The following is an 18819-nucleotide window of genomic DNA, read 5'->3' as shown; positions in this document are numbered from 1 at the left end:
TTCCTGACCGCTTGGCGAGAGAATTTGGCTGGCCTGTTGCCTTTCCCGCCCCGGCTGCGGTTCGTCCCGTTGGCACCTAGACCACCAGGAAGACTTCATGCGACATCTGCTGCTCATACTCGGCGACCAACTCGATCGAAACTCAGCCCTATTTGATGGCTACGATCCCGACAAAGATCAGCTTTGGATGGCCGAGAACGACCACGAGATTACCTACGTCCCCAGCCACAAGCAGCGGATCGTCTTGTTCCTATCCGCCATGCGCCACTTTCGTGATGAGCTGAACGATGCAGGCCGCCCGGTTCAATACCACCAGCTTTACGCGGACAAGCGGAAGGACTCTGGCAAGTCGTTTGGTGAGTTGCTTTCTCAGACGATCAAAAAGGAGAAACCGGAAGCGATTCGTGTCGTCCTGCCTGGCGACTATCGCGTGAAGCAACTTCTGGAAGAGACCGCCGCGAAGCACGATGTGCCGATCGACTTTCTACCGGACGTCCACTTCTACTGCACGGTGAACGAGTTCCACAAGTTCGCCAAAGGCCGCAAGTCGCTGCTGATGGAAACGTTCTACCGCCAGATGCGCAAGAAGCACGACATCCTGATGCGGGAGGGCAAGCCGGTCGGGGGCACTTGGAACTACGACCACGACAATCGTGAGTCATTCTCGAAAGAAGGCCCCGGCGATATCGGCCGACCGACGTCGTTCTCGCACGATGCCCTGACCCAAGAAGTCATTCAACTGGTTGAAGAACGATTCGCCGATCACCCAGGCGAAGTCGATTCGTTCAATTTGCCGGTGACGCCGGGCCAGGCTCGGCGGATGCTCTCCGGCTTCATCAAGTACCACCTGACAGGCTTCGGCAAGTACGAAGATGCGATGTGGACGGACGAGCCGTTTCTGCACCACTCGCGACTATCGACCAGCATGAACCTCAAGCTACTGGATCCGCGGGAATGTGTGAGCGCTGCGATTGAAGCTTACCAGGAAGGCACCGCCCCGCTGGCCAGCGTGGAAGGTTTCGTGCGGCAGATCATTGGCTGGCGGGAATTTATCCGCGGGGTCTATTGGACCCAGATGCCGGAATACGCTCAGAAGAATCACTTCGACCACCAGGCCGAGTTGCCGTCGTTCTTCTGGGACGGCAAAACGGACATGCAGTGCATCCGCCAGTCTATGTCACACGTTCTGAAGTATGGCTATGCGCACCACATTCAACGTTTGATGGTGCTGGGCAATTTTTCACTGACGTATGGTGTGCATCCCTATAAGTTTCACGCGTGGCACATGGCCATGTACCTGGATGCGGTCGACTGGGTGTCGTTGCCGAACACCCTGGGCATGAGCCAGCATGGGGATGGCGGTATCGTGGGCACCAAGCCGTACTGCTCGACCGGCAACTACGTCGACAAGATGAGCAACTTCTGCAAAGGATGCGTCTACAACCACAAGAAGGCCGTGGGGGCAGAGGCATGCCCGCTCACGACCTTCTATTGGGACTTTCTCGATCGACATTTTGACGAGCTTCAAAGCAATTCACGAATGAAGTTGCAGATGAAGCATGTCGAGCGAAAGAGAAACTCAGGTGAGATTGAAGACATTCGCAGTCAGGCAAACAAGCTTCGCCAAGACTGGAGCATCGATTAAAGATCGAAGTCAAATTGGTTGGCGGAACTTTGAACCTCGATGGTGTCTGGCCAGTCGACACTTTGCGGTGGCAGGACCCGCTTGGGCTTGGCATTGCGACTGGCTTCGCCCGGCGGCTGTGGGCCGCCGTAGCTGATGTTCACTTTGTGCGTTCCGACCATCGCGCCATCGACGCTTTCGGTGAATATCAGTTCGTAGCGTCCGTCGGCGTCGGTCGTCCCGAACGAAGGTCGACCGCCGATGGGATAGAACGTGACGGTCGCATCCGGCAACGGCTGACCACCTTTGGTGACCACTCCGGTCACTTTTCCAACAGGCACACCGGATCCACCGAAGCAGCCCACAACGGCTGTTAGAAGGACTGCAAGCGCGCAGCAAGTTCCAGCTTTCTTTGAAATGTTCATGGCAACTGATTGTTATGGGAGGTTAGAAATGGATGGATTTTTAGATAACCAGGAGGCCAACTCCTACGAGGAGTCAGCCCCCTGGTTCATCCCCTAATACTCACCGACCGGGACACCGTCTGCCCGGTCCATCAATGCCGTATAGGTTGCGAAGTCGACCGTTTCCGCGATGAACTTGACGGAACCGTCACCCAAGGCGAACTGAGCACCGCCTGGGTGTGCCGAACGGAAAGCGGTTTCGTTGTAGGTCACATTCTCGTTGCGAGAGGTCCCCATCCAGCCGACGCTAACCGCGTTGATCGGATACGACGTACAGACGTAGTTGGCCATGTCCTGGCCTTCGGCCGCACACGAACCACCGTTCCACCAGCCACCACGGACATAGCTTGCGCGAACGTCCTTATCTTGCTGATAGAAGTTGCCTTGCTCGCCGATCGCAATCGTATTGCTCGAACCATCGGTCACGGCAGCGAAGTCGACCTTTGATCCATACCAAGGAGGCTGGGTACCGATATACTTGCTGGCCAGATACGTGGGTACGAAGCCGTTGTCTGCCAGGCGGCCGCCCCAACCCCAGAACTGGGTTGAATGACCCGTGTTGTTGGTACCACCACGGAAAGCACATCCCGCGTTGGCAGCGTAGTCCGATATCTGAACTTCGATCTCGGCTGGTGCCCCCGCATCTTGCGATGGCTGCGAGGTTGGCTGGGTGTAGGTGCGAGGCAGAGGACTCGATGGGCAAGCGTAGATGTCGACCCGAGCTTCGTTCATGGCCTGCCAGGCAAGATTCGGAGCGGCCCAACTTGCCGAATGGTTGTCGAGCGAACCGGCTGGCTGGTTGGCCTGATCATAGGCGGCCTTCTGTTCGATATAGGGCAGGATGCGAACCATCCACGAGCCACGACGAGCGAACTTACCGTTCACATATTCTTCCGGTACATGCCCAGGCGGGAACTGGGAATGCGTATCGTGGTAGTTATGCATCGCCAACGCCATCTGCTTGAGGTTGTTGGTACACTGCATCCGGCGAGCCGCTTCACGGGCCTGCTGAACGGCCGGCAGAAGCAGGGCAATCAGAACCCCGATGATCGCAATCACGACCAACAATTCCACAAGGGTAAACCCTCGCTTCAGGTGACTCATTCGAGCTAACATAAAAGACATCTCCAGAATTCATTCATGCAATAAAAAATGAAATATGATTTGCTCAGCGAGGTGGTGGGGAATCTCGTTGAGTGGCATGATGGAGAGGCAAGGCGTCGCTTAGGAGTTTATTTCCCAACGACGTGACTTATTTTCATTGAACCCACCGATTTTGTCTTTGACCGAATCGACTTACAGCATGCCGAATAAATACAAAAACGAATGGGAAGAGCACCTCGACTATCTTTTTGCACAGGCTCCAACCCTGGCATTGGTCGAGGAATTGTTCGCCCGACTCGACGATGTCAACCTGTGCATCAAAGACCTGGAAGGCCGCTACCTAAGCGTAAATAGTGCATTCTTGCGCAGCGTTCCCAAGCTTCGGCGCGAAGACGTCATCGGGAAGACGGCCTTCGATATCTATCCCCCTGCGTTGGCCACCGGCTATCAACAGCAAGACAAGCAACTGCTCAGCCGCGGACAAAATCTGCATGATCAGCTGGAGATGATCACGAACCCCGACGGCTCGCTGGGCTGGTATATCACCAGCAAGGTTCTGGCTAAGAATGTGGAACAGCAGGTGATCGCGATCATTGGTATGTCGCGTGACCTGCATGCCCCGACCGAACGAGACGATCGCTACAACAAGCTTTCGGTCGCCCTGCGTCGCATGCAAACCGACTTCGCCAAGCCACTCCGAATTCAACAATTGGCCGAAGAATCGGGGCTTTCTGTCAGTCAATTCGAACGACTGATGCGAAGCATGATTCAGATCACCCCTTCGCAGTACTTAATTCGACAGAGGGTCGAGGCCGCGGCCGTGATGCTGCGAGATAGTGGCAAAAACATCGCAGCGGTTGCCATGGATTGCGGATTCAGCGATCAGCCTTCGTTCTGCAAACAGTTCAAACGAATCACCGGCTTATCGCCACTGAAGTACCGGAAGATGACGCAGGACGGGAAGTAGCGTTCTACCCGTCCTGCGGCCACCTTTCCAGCACTTTGACTAAGCGTCGATGGTCTCGACGACGACTTGCGTGGTCATGGCAATCAATCCCGATTGTTAGATTTCACTTGGTAGGTCAGTCGCAAACTCTCGTTATCCAGTGGCAAGCCGAAACCGTTGCGTGATACACAACCGGCCGCCTGGACAAATCTGCGAACTGCAATTTCAGTGAATCAGGATATTGCCAAACGAGGTCATCGTCTTGGCATTTATCGATACGCCAAGTGTCGAGAATCGCCAAAAACAGATTTTGTCTCGGAATGTTTGCTAGAAAACCAACATATTAGGGCTGCACTTCCGAGTCCTTGGCTTCTTCCGGAGCGATGAGAAGCGGCCGGATCGTCTTCAGTGGCAATTCAATTTGCAGCATGTGCCCGTCTCGATCGACCAAAAGCGTGGTCGGATCTTGATATCGGGTCACCAGGTCTTTGAATTGATTGCTGCTTTCCACGGGGATTCCATTCACCTCGTAAACACGATCGAGCGGCTGCAGGCCGGCCAAGGCGGCCACAGAACCAGTCGTCACGTTGGTCAGCATGATCGAGCCAGGCTCAGCTGGATCATTCGTCCACGAGATGCCCACCGGTGCTGGATTCAGATTGAGCGTTACTTCCAGCGGCAACGGCTCCTCTTCCCCTTCTCGCTGAACCTTCAGCACCACTTCCGCCGGCGCGGCTTGAACTTGGGCCAGAAAGTCATCCGTGCTGGTAAACGGGATACCGGCAAACTCAATCAAGCGATCCCCTGGCAGCACGCCGCCATTGCTGGCCGGACCACCAGCAGTCGCCGCTGCAATCAAAAGGCCTTCGCCCGGCTCTTGCTGTTCGGAGTTCCAGCGAATACCCAGTCGCGATCGATTGACCGATCGAGCGACCTCGAATCGCTGCCGTTCCGATTCCGATTCCAGGCGAGATCGCGTCCGGAACGAAGGGAAGGCGTCGCGATTGGCTTCCGCCCAAACCACTTCCGCCGTGAGGCGAGCCACGGCCTGAACGCCGTCGTGATTAATCAAGTGGGCGTCATCCTGCGGACGGTGGTATTCGCTATGAAGTCCCGTATGGAACATGAGCGTCGGGATCGAACGCGAATAGAACGTGTAGTGATCGCTGTTGTCAGTCATTTCCCAGCGGAAGTCGAGCTTCAAATCGCTGGCCATGTTGGCTCGAGAAATCTTTTGGCGAAGCCCCGGCAAGGTTCGCGTTCCGTAAACCTCGACCCCTTGGGGACGCAAACGTCCGACCATATCGAGATTGATATACAGACGAATCCGATCCCATTTGACGGTCGGGTGCTCGACCCAATACTTCGACCCCAAAAGCCCCTTCTCTTCTCCGTCCCACAGGACGAAAAGGATGGAGCGTTTCGGCTTGGCCTTCATCTCGGTGAGAGCCTGAACCACTTCCAGTAGTGCTGCGGTACCACTCGCGTTGTCGTCGGCTCCGTTATGGACATAACCAAACGGACCGAAGCTGTTTGACCGGTTTCCATACCCAACGTGATCGTAATGAGCCCCGACAACAATCAAGTCGCCCTGGTCGGCCCCCTTCTCGCCAGGCAAGATCCCCAGAATGTTTCGCGATCCGCCATGGAACAGTTGAAAGAACGTACCACCATCGCCGGCAGGCTTCAGACCGTACTTGGAAAACAACCCTTGCAGGTAATTCCCAGCCGCGCGCCCTCCCCGGCTCCCGGCCTCGCGTCCCTCGAAGCTATCGTCGGCCAAGACATCGACATGCCGCTTCACGTCTTCTTTCAGGATGGTATCCAGAGCCGCGGAATGCGAAAGCTCGCCAGCGAAACTAGCCTGAAATCCCACGAACCCAACGAGTGCGGCGATTGTCCCAAGACGTAAAATCATGCTGTTTTCCCTATGAATCCCTGAGAAGCACCTGCGTTCACCATAGTGATAAGCGGCACACTTTGAGTAAATGGGGTCATGGTTATTACAAATTTGGCGGTTGGTGGGGCCTAAGGCCCATTTTGAACAGCCTATTTCACCGTAACCATAGGCCATATTAGGAAAAAGCGAAGGAGGTCCCGTTGAGGACGAAGAGAAAAGGGTGTAGACTTTCGCTTTCCCACAGGAGAGATGGCAGAGTGGTCGAATGCGCCGGTTTGCTAAACCGGTGAACGGTGTAAAGCTGTTCCACGGGTTCGAATCCCGTTCTCTCCGCTTCCCCTTTTTCGGGGCATTGCAAGTCGTTATCTGACAATGACTTACTGAAGTGTGTCAATGAATGCCACATCAACTGTGGCATTCATTGTGTCATTCAGGGCTCTATCTGAAGAAGCGATCGCACAAGTAAAGGCTGACTCGCTTCCCGTAGCTCATACGGCACTTCCCTCTCTCTCACCTCCACGACGCGGTCATGGACAAGGTCAAATTAACTGACCGAGGACACACTGTCTTCGGCCATAAACGATAGTGAATTCATACGCTGCTGCGCTTGGTCATCTCGAAGGTGACGGTAGTGTTCGACCATCTTGCTATCCGCATGACCAAGCCAGTCCTGGACTTCGCCGACACTTGCTCCACCACCCAATGCGTGGGAACAAAAGGCATGTCGGAACGAGTGCAGACGTCCGTTATGGAATCCGATTTCGTTTTCAGGCGTGGGAAACGTGCTTGAGAGGGGCTTGATGACTTCTCGAATGAAAACTTCGAGGACCACGCGTGGGCGCAACTGCCCCCCCTTTTGTGCCTTGAACACGTATCCACCAGCTTGCTCCTGGAGTGGTCGAAGGACCTCTTTCAGCTCCGGGTGCATGGGAATAACCCGGGATCGCTTTCCCTTGGTCGTCCGCACAGGCCCAGTGGTCTTTTTTCGACTTCGCGATCGTTCATCGACGACATGAATATGATTCGAGTCAAAGTCGATGTCCGACCACCGCAGGGATGCCAACTCACTAATTCGCATTCCGGTATAGGTCAGTCCAAGGATCACCAATCGCAACCATTCTAATTCTTGTGCAGCTTCACACTGACGCACCATGGCGGAAATCTCTTGCTGACGATAGCAATAAGTGCTGGTTCCCTTGGGCTTCGGCAACTTAACACGAAGTCGCAACTGCTCTGGCAACATTTCCTCGTGAACCAGCCACAGGTTGACACTTTTAACCAAGTTCAATTCGAAGAACACAGTTCGAGGCTCGGCAACCTTCTCCCGTTCCTTCCCAAAGGCCACAAACTCTTGCTTGCCGAACTGCTGCCACTCGGTGATGCCCTTCTTCTTCGCGAACGCTTCGTGGTGAGCCCGCACGGCTCGGTATCGCTTCAAAGTTGTCGGCGAGACGCCACCCTGAACTTGCCCGCGATCACGATCATCGAGAAAGGCCTGCCATCCGTCTTCAATGGTCACTTCCCCTGAACGATGACGCTCCTCGAACTTCGGGGCGAGTCCATGCTCTTCGGCCTCGTGCCGATCCAGTTCCGTCAGGTCCTCCAGCGCCTTGTCCCAGTCCTTGGTCCCCAGCGATCGCCGAATTCGGCCAACTCCTGCGACATACGTCGTTGCTTGGAGACAGCCGTCGTTCCGTTCATTGATACTCCACTCGAAGAAGTCCTTCTTGATCTTCGGATTCTTCGTCGGTTTCGGCATTCGCACCTACCTCTCTTAAAATGTTATTTCTTTCGCTTAAACCCAGCCTTAGGGCCAGGCCGCACCGCTGTCACCGACTTTTCACTGCTTGCCGATGCTGGTGCTATGTACTCCAAAGCGTCGTACTTAAATAGGACGCGGGATCCTGGCCCCCCTGGCTGGATGAAGGCGATCTTGCCTTCACCTTTGAGTCGCCAGACCGTGGCCACCGAAATGCCAGTGAATTTGGCAAGTTCTTTCGCAGTGAGATACTTATTGGGTTCCATGAAATCTCTCTTTGAAATGCGTCGTGCGAATCACCTGTTGTCATCCGACATCACAAGCATTTACAAAAAGAAGGTGATTTAATAGGTCAGCGAGCTTGGAAGCCAACTGGCCACTTTCGAGAAAAACCACCTTTGCCATCCGTCGCGTGCCAGCCTCAGGTGTGCATTCCGAGGATCAACATGGCTTCGAAGAAGACATCCGCCCGCGCAAACAAGTCGCCAATTCTAAGTCAGGACAACGAATTGACCTGGCGACACGAACTGCCCGATAGGGCCATGTCCGATACAGTTGACTCGATCCAAGTTATTCCAGAGGCACCCAGGGCGTGGACGGTGCCATCAACGGAAGACAACCTGAACGACTTCGAGCATGAGTTAGTCAGAAGTCGCTACTTCTACCCGCTACCAATTTGGCTTTGCGAAAGCCTAGACGGCGAAGAGTTCAAGAGCAAAGTCGACCCGAAGTTAATCGACTTGGAAATGAAACTCACAGAATGGGCAGCCGAGAACAACTATGTCGCCGTCCATAACGGTCACCCGTACTACGATCCATACCGCGAGATCGATCTACCACAGATCTACCGCAGTGCGAAACGTGCCCCCAACAACCAACTAGACCAGACAAATGTAAACGCCGCCCAACTCGACAACGTAGCCCGCATTAGAAATAGAATGGTCAAACTTCCCTTCGTGAAGGCTCTGCGTGGGTATCAAGGTTGGCTTATGACCAACTTTGATTTTCTTGAAGAGCTAGATAAGCTATTGCTCAACCACGGCCCTGAACTCGAATTGAATCACTTTGATGCCACCCTATGGCATACCCAACTTCATATTGAAGGTATGCAAAACAATCACACCGATTCCCTCGAACTTCCCCAACCCTTAATTGAACTCCAAGCGTTTCTGGCTAGATGGCGGCTTTCAAGACTAGCTGGCCCTTACTACCCAATTCCCCAAGGGCCGCTCGCCAGTGGTGTCATCCCCCAAATCATGTTCGACCAACTTCAGTCATCAGGTGGTTTCTTCTACCTGCCAGACACGATTCCTATCCCCTCGCGGGATGAACTCCGGGATTTAATCACAGGTGCCCTCACGGCCGATGCTGAAGTTGACCATCTTGCTGAATGGAAAGTCCAGATCAGCTCAAGTAATCCCAGTAAGGCCCCTATTCACCGATATGCTCGACAATTCCAAATACAACATTGCTGGCGTCTTTTGCACGACAGGCACAGTAACATTATGAAACGTAATAAGACACGCCTCAAAAAACTCTTGGGCGATAGCCTCGGGGCAAGTGACTCGTCGATCAAAGCAGATTTCAAATTAATCGAAAAACGTCTTGGAAAAGATTGGGGCCACCGTGGATTTCAACTACCCGTTGCGAGATAGAAAATTCTGGTGCACACATTTGAAGACGGCATGGATAGCTAGTTGATCCCTCAAGTCTTTATGCCACAAATTGGTTCAAAATTTAGGTGCCTTCGCAGTAAGTTGAACCTTGGAAGCCCTGTGTTGATGCTGAAATCCCGAAGCCTCGAAGCTAACTCAATTCCCTTACATGTTATGACACAAATCGCCCGCTTTTTTAGCTCAACTTCATCCGGATAGCTAACATTCCGCTTCGCTTTCAGATTCTCGCCTGTTTTTTCTTTTATGCCACGCTTTGAGCTTTATTTTAGCGTCCGTTCGCACTGTCAGTTGGGTGCGGGCAGTAAGACACTGGAGATCGTCACCTAGGCACTCTTCCCCGTTTTTAATTACTGACGAACACCTGCGATGTGGCTTGATCGTCAACGCACTTTCGGGATGTGTGTTATCTAGAAAGCGCTAAAACTTCCCGAAGAAAGTCATCTACGGGAACTCGGCTAAACTGCAACTCCCTCCCTGGCTTCCAGTTGAATTCCTCGCCTAGCGCCCTGCGAGTCGCTGCCAGATCGCGCGACGTGCCACGAGGCACATCTTGCAGCATATGGCGACATAAGTGAGCGGTGCACCTCTGACAGGCAGCTTTGGGCAGAACTCACCGAACGTTTTGATCAGCTTCAGTCACTTATTCTGGTGATCAGCCGGTCGAATCTAGCATGAAAGCAACGCCACCGGTTTTGAATCGTTTTACCGTCCCAACAAGCCAACCTCCATCTTCAAAGTTTTTTCAATAATTTTCGGTAAACCCCCAAGCTTCACGTACAACACCTTACTAAGAACAAAGGTCAATACAAAAAGTATTTACTCATCACTACATTCTGCTTTTGCCTGAAGGTAATTCGCACCTGACAAAGCCCATTTCACGGGGAAACAAACCATGAAGAAGAACGCGTTTACGTTGGTCGAATTACTGGTTGTTATCGCGATCATTGGTGTTTTGATTGCGTTGCTGTTGCCTGCGGTTCAACAAGCTCGCGAGGCAGCTCGACGCATCCAGTGCAACAACAATTTGAAGCAGATTGCTTTGTCGTTGCACAACTATCACGATACGTTTCAAGGAATGCCGCCGGTCTATATCTATTTAGGCGACGACGATCCGGTTTGGGCCTGGTCCGCTTTGCTTTTGCCGTTCGCGGAACAAGAGAATATCTTCAACGCGTTGACTCCTGGACAAGTCACCCTGAAGCAGGCAATCAACGATCCGGCCAAGCTACCCGTGTTGCAGCAGACGGTTGACTTCTATCGCTGTCCTTCCGATCCCGCTCCAGAGCTCTCAACGAAAGGGACCGCAGGCGAGTTTTTGGCACGCTCGAACTATCCCGGCGTGAACTACACAGGGCCCCGCTCGCGCATGACGATTGGGAACGGCATCTTTGGTGTCCGAAATCTAAGCACTCGCTTTCGCGATATTACCGATGGCACGAGCAATACGCTGATGGTCGGAGAACGCGCTGGCACGCTGTATGGAAGTGATCCTGATTCTTACACCCATTGGGCCGGTTTTGGGAATGGAGACACCGACAACAGCAGCTTCAAAGGGGTCTTTGAAGTCGCCGGATCGACGGGGTTTCCGATCAACGAGCCAAGCACAACCGACTGGCAGTACCGTTCGTGGTTCAGCAGCCATCACCCAGGTGGTGCCCAGTTCGCGATGGGAGATGGTTCGGTTCAATTCCTGCCCGAAACGATCGACATCAACATCTACAAGAACCTCTCCAATATGAAAGACGGCAATGTGATCAGAGAGTACTAAAGGAAGCGAGCACCTAGAGCTTCGTTTGATCTGTTGTGGTTGATGGGAAGCCCCTGACCCCGACGAGGTATTTGCATATCCAATTGGCTCAATACCCTTTGTCGCCAGCGAAAAAGACGAACACTGATCTCGCCCGACTCTTTTCACTACACTTCGCAACCTGCAAGATTTCTGGACTCGACTTGATGTAAACATGACATGCAACGGTTGGCCCTACACGATAGCCCTGATCGAGAACCCCAACACGCCAGAGAAGTAAGTACGCAAGTTGCAACTTAGGGGATTAACCAGATTGATGAAATCGAATGCTTTAGTGGTTAGAACCTCTTCGAGCATTTGATTTTGCCGCCCGTTAATGCTCTGGAAAGATGAATTCACCCAAACAATTCACCCAAACAATTCACGCGAATGCAGATTACTCGCATGCCATCGATCAGTCTGAGCTCTTTCGCAAAGCCACCCTTCACATCAAAAGATCTATTCCATAGCAGCAAATCCATATTTGCGAGCAGAAACCCCATCAAAATGTACGTTTTTCCGTTACCGACAACTGTTTTCTGTTATTTCCTACAAGAGGTTCGTTATTTCCCCTGTTTAGTTGGCGAATTATCCAATACCTCACAAATCGAGGCCGTAACCAAGATGTTCACAAACTAAGCATCCTCAGCCATACGAATCGCGATTGGCAATCGATTGATCTAACGCAAAAAACACACTACTTGGGGCGCAACAACAGAGTTTTCCACTCTATGCGTAAAAGCATGCGCACCCATGTTGAATGAATATAGCAGGGCCAATGAATGAATCCGGAAAATTCATCCAACTATTAACTACTTACCAAAGTCGTCTCTATGCATACATTTTATCACTAGTATCCGACAGAAACGAATCAGACGATATCCTACAACAAACGAATGTCGTGTTATGGCAAAATGCCGATCGATATGAACCGGGAACAAATTTCGCCGCATGGTCTTTCCGCATTGCTTACTTCCAAGTTCTTGCATATCGAACACGTTCGCAGCGTGAATACCTCGTTTTTGACAACGAGGCATTGGATAAGATATCCCGACTGGCCTGTGAAAGCGACGAAACGTTCGTAGAAAGGCAGCGACACTTGGAACAATGTATTCAGAAATTAAGCACGAATCAGCGAAATGCTATTGAAAAACGATACCGTAGCGGAGCGACCTTGCAAGCAATTGCAACGGAAACGGCAAAAAGTGTAAATGCTGTCAAACAATTGCTCTTTCGAGCGCGTGAAAATCTTGCACTATGCGTCAAGAAGAACTTGGCGGAGAACATGTAGCTATGTCCTCTGAAGCAGAGAAAGAATTCGCCAGTCTTATCAGTGCCTTCCTGGACGACAAGTTGTCTATCCACGAACGCAAAACACTTGCGGATCTGGTGTCAAAAGATACAGAGCTCCAACGACGCTATGTCGAGTCTTGCCAGACGCATGCCATGATGTCCTGGGAGTACGGTGTCATCCCCGAAACCCTGCTTCACGGAACTGAATACACCGGGCATGACGTGTGCATTAAAACCAAACCTCCAACAGCAATTTGGTGTTGGCAATTATGCACGATGGCATCCTGGATTCTACTACTTGCATGTGGTGCATGGATTATTTCTCAACCCCCAAGCGTGACATTTGTTCCTATCGAACAGGGAAAACATGCACACGATGAGGCACAAATCCCCTGGGACAAACGAGAGGTCCATGCATTCTTGACTCGCACGCGCGGAGACGCCTTGCTAACTGTCCCGAGCTTTGACATAGAGATCAAGGAAGGCGAATCACTAAGAAGAGGTCGCTATTACTTTTCCGATGGGCTAGTCGAAATAACGTTCAATAGCAATGTGGAAGTTATTATTGAATCTCCCGCGGAATTCGAAATCATTAGCGACCAGAAACTGTTGTTGCATCTTGGACGTGCATCAGCGACCGTTCCACTTGAAGGAATTGGATTCATGGTGGAAACACCTTCCATCGCGCTAGTTGATTACGGAACAGAATTTTCAGTCGATGTCTCCCCAGACCGTGCAAGCGAAGTACATGTCTTCAGTGGCGAAGTGGGAGTAACACCGAAACTCGCCCCCGAAGGACATAAGGGCCTAAGGCTAATCACAAACCAGGCGACTCGCGTAGGCCCCCGTAGCGGCATTGCTGAAGGCATTGATATCGACCGCGATAGGTTTGTCCGAAATCTTGCTGATTCCCAATCTAGTATGAGTCGCTACGAGGAGTACATGAGCCAAATGCGGCCCGTACACTTTTTCAAGATGGAGCCCTCAGCCAACGGCATGACCCTACCTGACTACGGCTCACGCCAGTCGGAAGCTGTACTTCTGGTCGACCAGATGGAGTTCCTACCCTACAAGCCAGGGCGAGTTGGCAACTCACTTTACCTGCGTGGGCCAACATCTCACGCGTACGCTAAAGTCCCAGAGTTCTTGCCGATTTCCACAGGCCAAATGACCGTATGTGCATGGGTCAAGGCTGATAGCCGACCGCACTGGGCGGCCATCGCTAAGCACTGGGCAATTGAGCTTGACGAAAACAATCAGCCTTACGGAATGGGCGGACAATTCCATTTTGGCCTTCACAATCATCACGGGGACCTTGAAGTACAAGTTCGTGACAAATCCAAATCATTAATCAAAGTGCGTGAGCATGAGCCGCTTCCACTTGGCACCTGGCAGCATGTCGCCTTTGTTGTCAATGGCGAAGCCCTAACACTCTATCGAAATGGCAAGGAAGTTGGATCTTCGAAGTGTGACGGCCTTGCAGTTGATGGTCCTGTCTCTCTAGGGATCGGAGCAAAACTTACCCCAGACTGCACTCAACCTGACGAAAGAAACCCTGGCTTTTGGCACGGAAGAATCGATGAGTTGACAATATTCGATCGAGCTTTGTCTGCAGAGAGCATCACCCAAGTCTACGAAGCGGCCCTGCTCGAATTAGATGAATAGCCAAACAAAGAGTCATCAGAGAAACATCCCCAGGATATTTCACACCGAGATACAGAGTGCCCCTTAGGACGACCAACTATTGGGCGTTATGGCTTCCCAATTTGGCCGCCAGAAGACAGTAACGTGAATGACAACAACATCGAGACCCCCGATTTTCTCCTCGAGGAGGATATAGAGAACCCACAATTTGTCACGTGCTTTTCTCGCGACCACCGTAGAATTTTCGCCTTTATCTTTACCCTGCTTCCCAACCGGACTGACGCTGAAGACGTGTTCCAAAAGACGAGTCTAATTTTGTGGCAGAAGTTTGATGAATTCGAACAAGATCGTGACTTTTGTGCGTGGGCATGCGGAATTGCCCAGTTTACGGTCCGCAACTACCTCCGTGTATCAGGAAGACATCGACTGTGCTTTAGCAACGACCTGATTTCTAGCATTGCCGATGAGCGAGTGAAACGTCAACGCCGAAGCGACGAACGGACCGAGGCACTTGAACGGTGCATGGGCAAACTCAACCTGGAAGACCAAGACCTGGTTCGTATGGCCTACAGTGAAGACCATTCGATTAAAGATATCGCAGAACAGATGGAACGGGCAGTTCAAACGCTTTACAACCGCTTGAACAAAATCCGTCGCAGACTAGTTGAATGCATCGACAGCACGCTCGACCTGGCAAAAGAAAATGAGTGATGTGCTTCTTTACCCTAACCGCCTTCCCTAGATCGCAACTAGCCCCCCCAAGGAATTTTGAAAGCCGATCCCACGCAACGACGATGTTAGATTGTTTGGCACTTCGGCGACAAGATGGAAGGACATTTCGATACAAGCAATTTCTAACCTCGTGTCATATTTAGTAATCAACAGGATTTCCAGGTATTAAAACGACAAATCCAGGTAAGACATAGGTCCATTTGTACAACACTAAAACAGATATCCGAATATTCATTTCAACGGATGTCTCTAACACCATTTACACATCCCCACTCTTGAGAGGAGCCGAGTAGGTGGAGAAGAATAACCTCGTTGAACAGTTCGCGGACTGCTCGTTGAAGCGGACCACAATATCAACTGCCTAGCATTCAACCGACTTTCACTGCAGGACGGGGGCAATATGGCCAGCTTCTGGCAGACAGAAAGCCCCTGTATTTCTGACGCTCAACACCAACCTGCACATTGAGTACACAGAAACCTACTTCACCCAAGCACAGCACAATTTGGGCCATACAGTCCACTTCAAAACCTGTCTAATCTTTTTCTCGTCATGCTTTTTGTAAGGAGTTTTTGAATGACTATTCGACATCATCGAGGCTTTACTCTGGTAGAGCTACTCGTAGTCATTGCAATCATTGGCGTTTTAATTGCGCTTCTACTACCTGCTGTCCAGCAGGCGCGCGAGGCAGCACGTCGAATGAGCTGCCAGAACAACCTAAAACAACTAGGCCTAGCGCTTCATAACTACCACGATGTTATGGGGCGGTTTCCGATGAATAACTTGCTAAGCAACGTTAACACGGCAAATGGAAATAACATGTCCGTCATGATTGGGCTGCTTCCGTTCATCGAACAGTCTGCATTGTTCGATGGAATCGACATGAGCTCTAATATCACCCTGTACCCCGTTAATGGAAAGCGTGTATGCGACCATGTCATCGAAGCTTACCAATGCCCAAGTGATCCAAGCGTAAGCACACGCAATCCATCAACTGGCGCGGCACGAGGCAGCTATGCCCCAAGCATTGGTTCGCAAAAAATGGAGTCCGCTGCTGGCTGCAACCTCCTGGCAACTGTCGGAGCGTATCCGACTGGCCTAGGTCTCGACACCGACGGAGATGGCGAAGATCCTTTTAATCGCGGTAACGCCAGATCAGATTATGGGGACCAAGCAATCTCAGGCCCATTTGGTCGAGGCAATATCTCTCCATACTCGGCTAGATTCGCTGATATTACTGACGGGACGGCAAACACGATCCTGATGGGTGAAATGAGAATGGCATGCCAAACTTTTGCCCCCTGGGGATGGGCTTGGTCGGAAGGGCTCTGGTATGCGACTACCGCCCCCATCAATTTTCCGACTTGCCCAGGTGATGCAGGTTACGGATCAAATACCTGCTTCTCCAATGCCAGCAACAATTGGAACGCCATATTTGGATTCAAATCTGCTCACCCTGGTGGCTGCCAGTTTGTGCTAGGAGATGGGTCAGTTCACTTCCTTCCGGAAACAATTGACCGATTGACCTATGCCCGCTTAGGTGACAAGTCGGACGGCGGCGTTATTGGCGAATTCTGATTCACTTCAAATTTGAACTGGCTAGGCTGCAACACCATGCCCCCTAGCCAGTTCACTCGCTGCGAAACACTGAGAAAAATCCCCTGCGCAAGGAACTGATAGCATGCACCTCTCAACCGCTCTGCCTGTATTTACTATGCCTTTCCTCTTGCTGGCAGGCTGCTCAAAAGCCAGCCTGACCGAGTCATATCCAGTCACCGGAGAGGTAATCTACAACGGCAACCCTGTAGAAGGGGCCACAGTGGCACTTATCCCTTCAGGTTCGATCGGACGCTCAGGAAGTGGGACCTCTGACGCCAGTGGGCAATTTTCGATAACCACCTATGTTAGCCCCCAGCATCAGGCCAAGGGGGCGATTCCAGGTGATTATTTCGTTACCGTTAGCAAGCTTGAAGTGCGAAGCATTGACGAAACAGGGCTTGATCCGCAGGAAGCGGAAGCGGCTTTCTCAAAGCTAGGCCCTCCCAAGAATTTGCTCCCCAAGAAGTACGCGAACCCCAATCGATCAGGGATAAAAGTGAAAGTGACAGACAATCCTCCCGAACACCTCAGAATCGAGCTTAAAGACTAGCGTCTTCAGTCGTGCCTAAGGCTTGAGATAAAGCTGATACCAACTTGAGCCTCAGGCAAGACCAGCTGGCTTACAAAACAGTGAATGTCGAACCTCATCGAATAGCCCTATGGCCCCTTCGCTTCCAGCTATCCCTAAGCCCACTATCAATGCCCCCGAGATTCTATCGCCGTGTCGCTTGGGGCACTAGATGCGGCGGCGATCACTCAGAAGTTCTAAGATGCTGAGTCCAAGGCATTCATTTAGCCCCGTCATGCCGAGCCAAGCGTTTGGACTCTCATTCGATGCGATAGGCATGCAGGTCAAGTGATCGCCTGCCAACAACCGCCTTGCTCCATTCGACTCGAAACCTTTCTATATTTGCCAGCGAGATTAATCAGCAAAAGAACAGGCAAGCAATGAGATTCGCCACACCTGCGCCAAAACATTTCTCATAACGGGTTGACTCCTTCTCGGAAAATCCATTAACGCGGTATATCAAGGACATTTTTCACCAACAACCATTGACTTGCATGTCGGGCCAACTTACCTTACAGGAGCTTCCTCCAGGCATCTTCTCATCGTGTATTTACCAAGGAGCGTTTGAATGAAGACTCGGCATCTACGCGGGTTCACGCTGGTTGAACTTCTCGTCGTCATCGCAATTATTGGCATCTTGATCGCACTTCTCCTACCCGCAGTCCAGCAGGCGCGAGAGGCAGCACGGCGAATGAGTTGCCAGAACAACCTTAAGCAACTTGGCCTGGGGCTACATAATTACCACGATACAATAGGGCGACTTCCAATAAACTGGTACGGCACAACTCCTGGAAATAATATGTGCGTGCTTATTGGGTTACTCCCTTTCGTTGAACAAACAGCTCTCTATGACGGGATCGATCTGAAAAACAACAACCTGACGCTTTACCAAGTCAATGGAAAATCAGTTGGCGAGTACACGATCGTAACTTACCAATGCCCGAGCGACCCAGGTGTTAGCAACCCCACATCGCAGGGAATGGCTCGTGCCAGTTATGCGCCAAGTATTGGTGCACAGAAAATGGAGTCGGCAGCAGGCTGCAATCTTATAGCTATTGCAGGAGCCTACCCTTCTGGACTTGGCCTCGATACAGACAACGATGGCGAAGACCCGTTTAATCGCGGAAATGTACGATCAGACTACGGCGATCAATCTGTGTCAGGACCTTTTGGGCGTGGTCGATTTGTACCTTATTCGGCGAATTTCCGTGATCTCACTGACGGACTGACAAATACTATCCTCATGGGAGAAATTCGGATGACTTGCCAGACATTCGCACCCTGGGGATGGGCCTGGCCAGACTCACTTTGGTATGCCACGACTGCTCCAATCAACTTCCCGACATGCCCCAGCGATCCTCGTTATGGCTCCCACACCTGCTTCTCCAACAATAGTAGTAACTGGAACGCTACATTCGGGTTTAAGTCAGCACATCCAGGCGGCTGCCAATTTGCGATGGGGGATGGGTCGGTCCACTTTCTAAGCGAGACGCTAGACCGCTTGACCTATGCTCGCCTCGGCGACAAATCAGACGGTGGCGTCATCGGCGAATACTAACGACAAAGACATTCTGCAGATTGCAGTTGGCAAAGAGGTAGCAAGCAGAGCATGATCTGGCCAGCTCAATCAATACTCGATCTATCTAATCTCCTGCAGAAGGAGCACATGACAAATGTGCCATCGAACTTTGCTTGTCATAATTGTATTTTCATTATTGTTCCTATC

Annotated in this window: 15 protein-coding genes and 1 tRNA gene; 11 read left to right on the top strand and 5 right to left on the bottom strand. The window is 51.6% G+C overall.

Annotated elements, in window-relative coordinates:
- Positions 1-97 precede the first annotated feature (97 nt).
- The gene (locus PSR63_RS21650; RefSeq protein WP_274327756.1) at positions 98-1645 is read left to right on the top strand and encodes a cryptochrome/photolyase family protein; all 1548 of its coding nucleotides are present in this window, start codon (positions 98-100) and stop codon (positions 1643-1645) included.
- On the opposite strand, the gene PSR63_RS21645 is transcribed toward PSR63_RS21650, so the two are convergent.
- Positions 1642-1965 (bottom strand): carboxypeptidase-like regulatory domain-containing protein, encoded by a 324-nt coding sequence (locus PSR63_RS21645; protein WP_274327755.1) that lies wholly within the window; start codon positions 1963-1965, stop codon positions 1642-1644. The two genes, PSR63_RS21650 and PSR63_RS21645, sit on opposite strands and share 4 nt — an antisense overlap.
- Before the next feature lie 177 nt (positions 1966-2142).
- Positions 2143-3204 (bottom strand): DUF1559 family PulG-like putative transporter, encoded by a 1062-nt coding sequence (locus tag PSR63_RS21640; RefSeq protein ID WP_274327754.1) that lies wholly within the window; start codon positions 3202-3204, stop codon positions 2143-2145.
- A gap of 187 nt (positions 3205-3391) precedes the next feature.
- Here PSR63_RS21640 and PSR63_RS21635 point away from each other — a divergent pair, with 187 nt between their 5' ends.
- Positions 3392-4159 (top strand): AraC family transcriptional regulator, encoded by a 768-nt coding sequence (locus tag PSR63_RS21635; RefSeq protein WP_274327753.1) that lies wholly within the window; start codon positions 3392-3394, stop codon positions 4157-4159.
- Between the two features lie 322 nt (positions 4160-4481).
- On the opposite strand, the gene PSR63_RS21630 is transcribed toward PSR63_RS21635, so the two are convergent.
- A complete protein-coding gene (locus PSR63_RS21630) occupies positions 4482-6056 on the bottom strand; it encodes a M20/M25/M40 family metallo-hydrolase (protein ID WP_274327752.1) in 1575 nt (524 codons plus the stop codon).
- A gap of 225 nt (positions 6057-6281) precedes the next feature.
- Between PSR63_RS21630 and PSR63_RS21625 the strand changes: the two genes are divergently transcribed.
- Positions 6282-6371 (top strand) — tRNA-Ser (locus PSR63_RS21625).
- 211 nt (positions 6372-6582) lie between these two features.
- On the opposite strand, the gene PSR63_RS21620 is transcribed toward PSR63_RS21625, so the two are convergent.
- Both PSR63_RS21620 and PSR63_RS21615 read right to left on the bottom strand, forming a co-directional pair.
- Positions 6583-7797 (bottom strand): tyrosine-type recombinase/integrase, encoded by a 1215-nt coding sequence (locus tag PSR63_RS21620; protein WP_274327751.1) that lies wholly within the window; start codon positions 7795-7797, stop codon positions 6583-6585.
- A 23-nt stretch (positions 7798-7820) separates the two neighbouring features.
- Positions 7821-8063, bottom strand: coding sequence for a helix-turn-helix domain-containing protein (locus PSR63_RS21615; protein ID WP_274327750.1), 243 nt, complete (start codon positions 8061-8063; stop codon positions 7821-7823).
- Positions 8064-8243: 180 nt separating this feature from the next.
- Here PSR63_RS21615 and PSR63_RS21610 point away from each other — a divergent pair, with 180 nt between their 5' ends.
- The 8 genes from PSR63_RS21610 (at position 8244) to PSR63_RS21575 (ending at position 18651) form a co-directional block, all read left to right on the top strand.
- Positions 8244-9452 (top strand): hypothetical protein, encoded by a 1209-nt coding sequence (locus tag PSR63_RS21610; RefSeq protein WP_274327749.1) that lies wholly within the window; start codon positions 8244-8246, stop codon positions 9450-9452.
- A gap of 913 nt (positions 9453-10365) precedes the next feature.
- The gene (locus PSR63_RS21605) at positions 10366-11241 is read left to right on the top strand and encodes a DUF1559 family PulG-like putative transporter (RefSeq protein WP_274327748.1); all 876 of its coding nucleotides are present in this window, start codon (positions 10366-10368) and stop codon (positions 11239-11241) included.
- 796 nt (positions 11242-12037) lie between these two features.
- Positions 12038-12550, top strand: a complete 513-nt coding sequence (locus tag PSR63_RS21600) for a sigma-70 family RNA polymerase sigma factor (protein ID WP_274327747.1) — start codon at positions 12038-12040, stop codon at positions 12548-12550.
- A complete protein-coding gene (locus tag PSR63_RS21595; RefSeq protein ID WP_274327746.1) occupies positions 12517-14217 on the top strand; it encodes a LamG-like jellyroll fold domain-containing protein in 1701 nt (566 codons plus the stop codon). The genes PSR63_RS21600 and PSR63_RS21595 overlap by 34 nt, the downstream gene beginning before the upstream one ends.
- 123 nt (positions 14218-14340) lie before the next feature.
- Positions 14341-14907: a sigma-70 family RNA polymerase sigma factor gene (locus tag PSR63_RS21590; RefSeq protein ID WP_274327745.1), complete on the top strand. Its 567-nt coding sequence runs from the start codon at positions 14341-14343 to the stop codon at positions 14905-14907.
- Positions 14908-15502: 595 nt separating this feature from the next.
- Positions 15503-16504, top strand: coding sequence for a DUF1559 domain-containing protein (locus PSR63_RS21585; protein ID WP_274327744.1), 1002 nt, complete (start codon positions 15503-15505; stop codon positions 16502-16504).
- A gap of 103 nt (positions 16505-16607) precedes the next feature.
- On the top strand, positions 16608-17075 hold the full coding sequence (locus PSR63_RS21580) for a hypothetical protein (protein ID WP_274327743.1): 468 nt from the start codon (positions 16608-16610) through the stop codon (positions 17073-17075).
- A gap of 586 nt (positions 17076-17661) precedes the next feature.
- Entirely contained in the window at positions 17662-18651 is a 990-nt protein-coding gene (locus PSR63_RS21575) for a DUF1559 domain-containing protein (protein ID WP_274327742.1), read from the top strand.
- Positions 18652-18819: the final 168 nt, after the last annotated feature.

The organism is Bremerella sp. P1, from assembly GCF_028748185.1.
Taxonomy (GTDB): Bacteria; Planctomycetota; Planctomycetia; order Pirellulales; family Pirellulaceae; genus Bremerella.
This window is presented reverse-complemented; position numbering and strand designations above follow the sequence as displayed.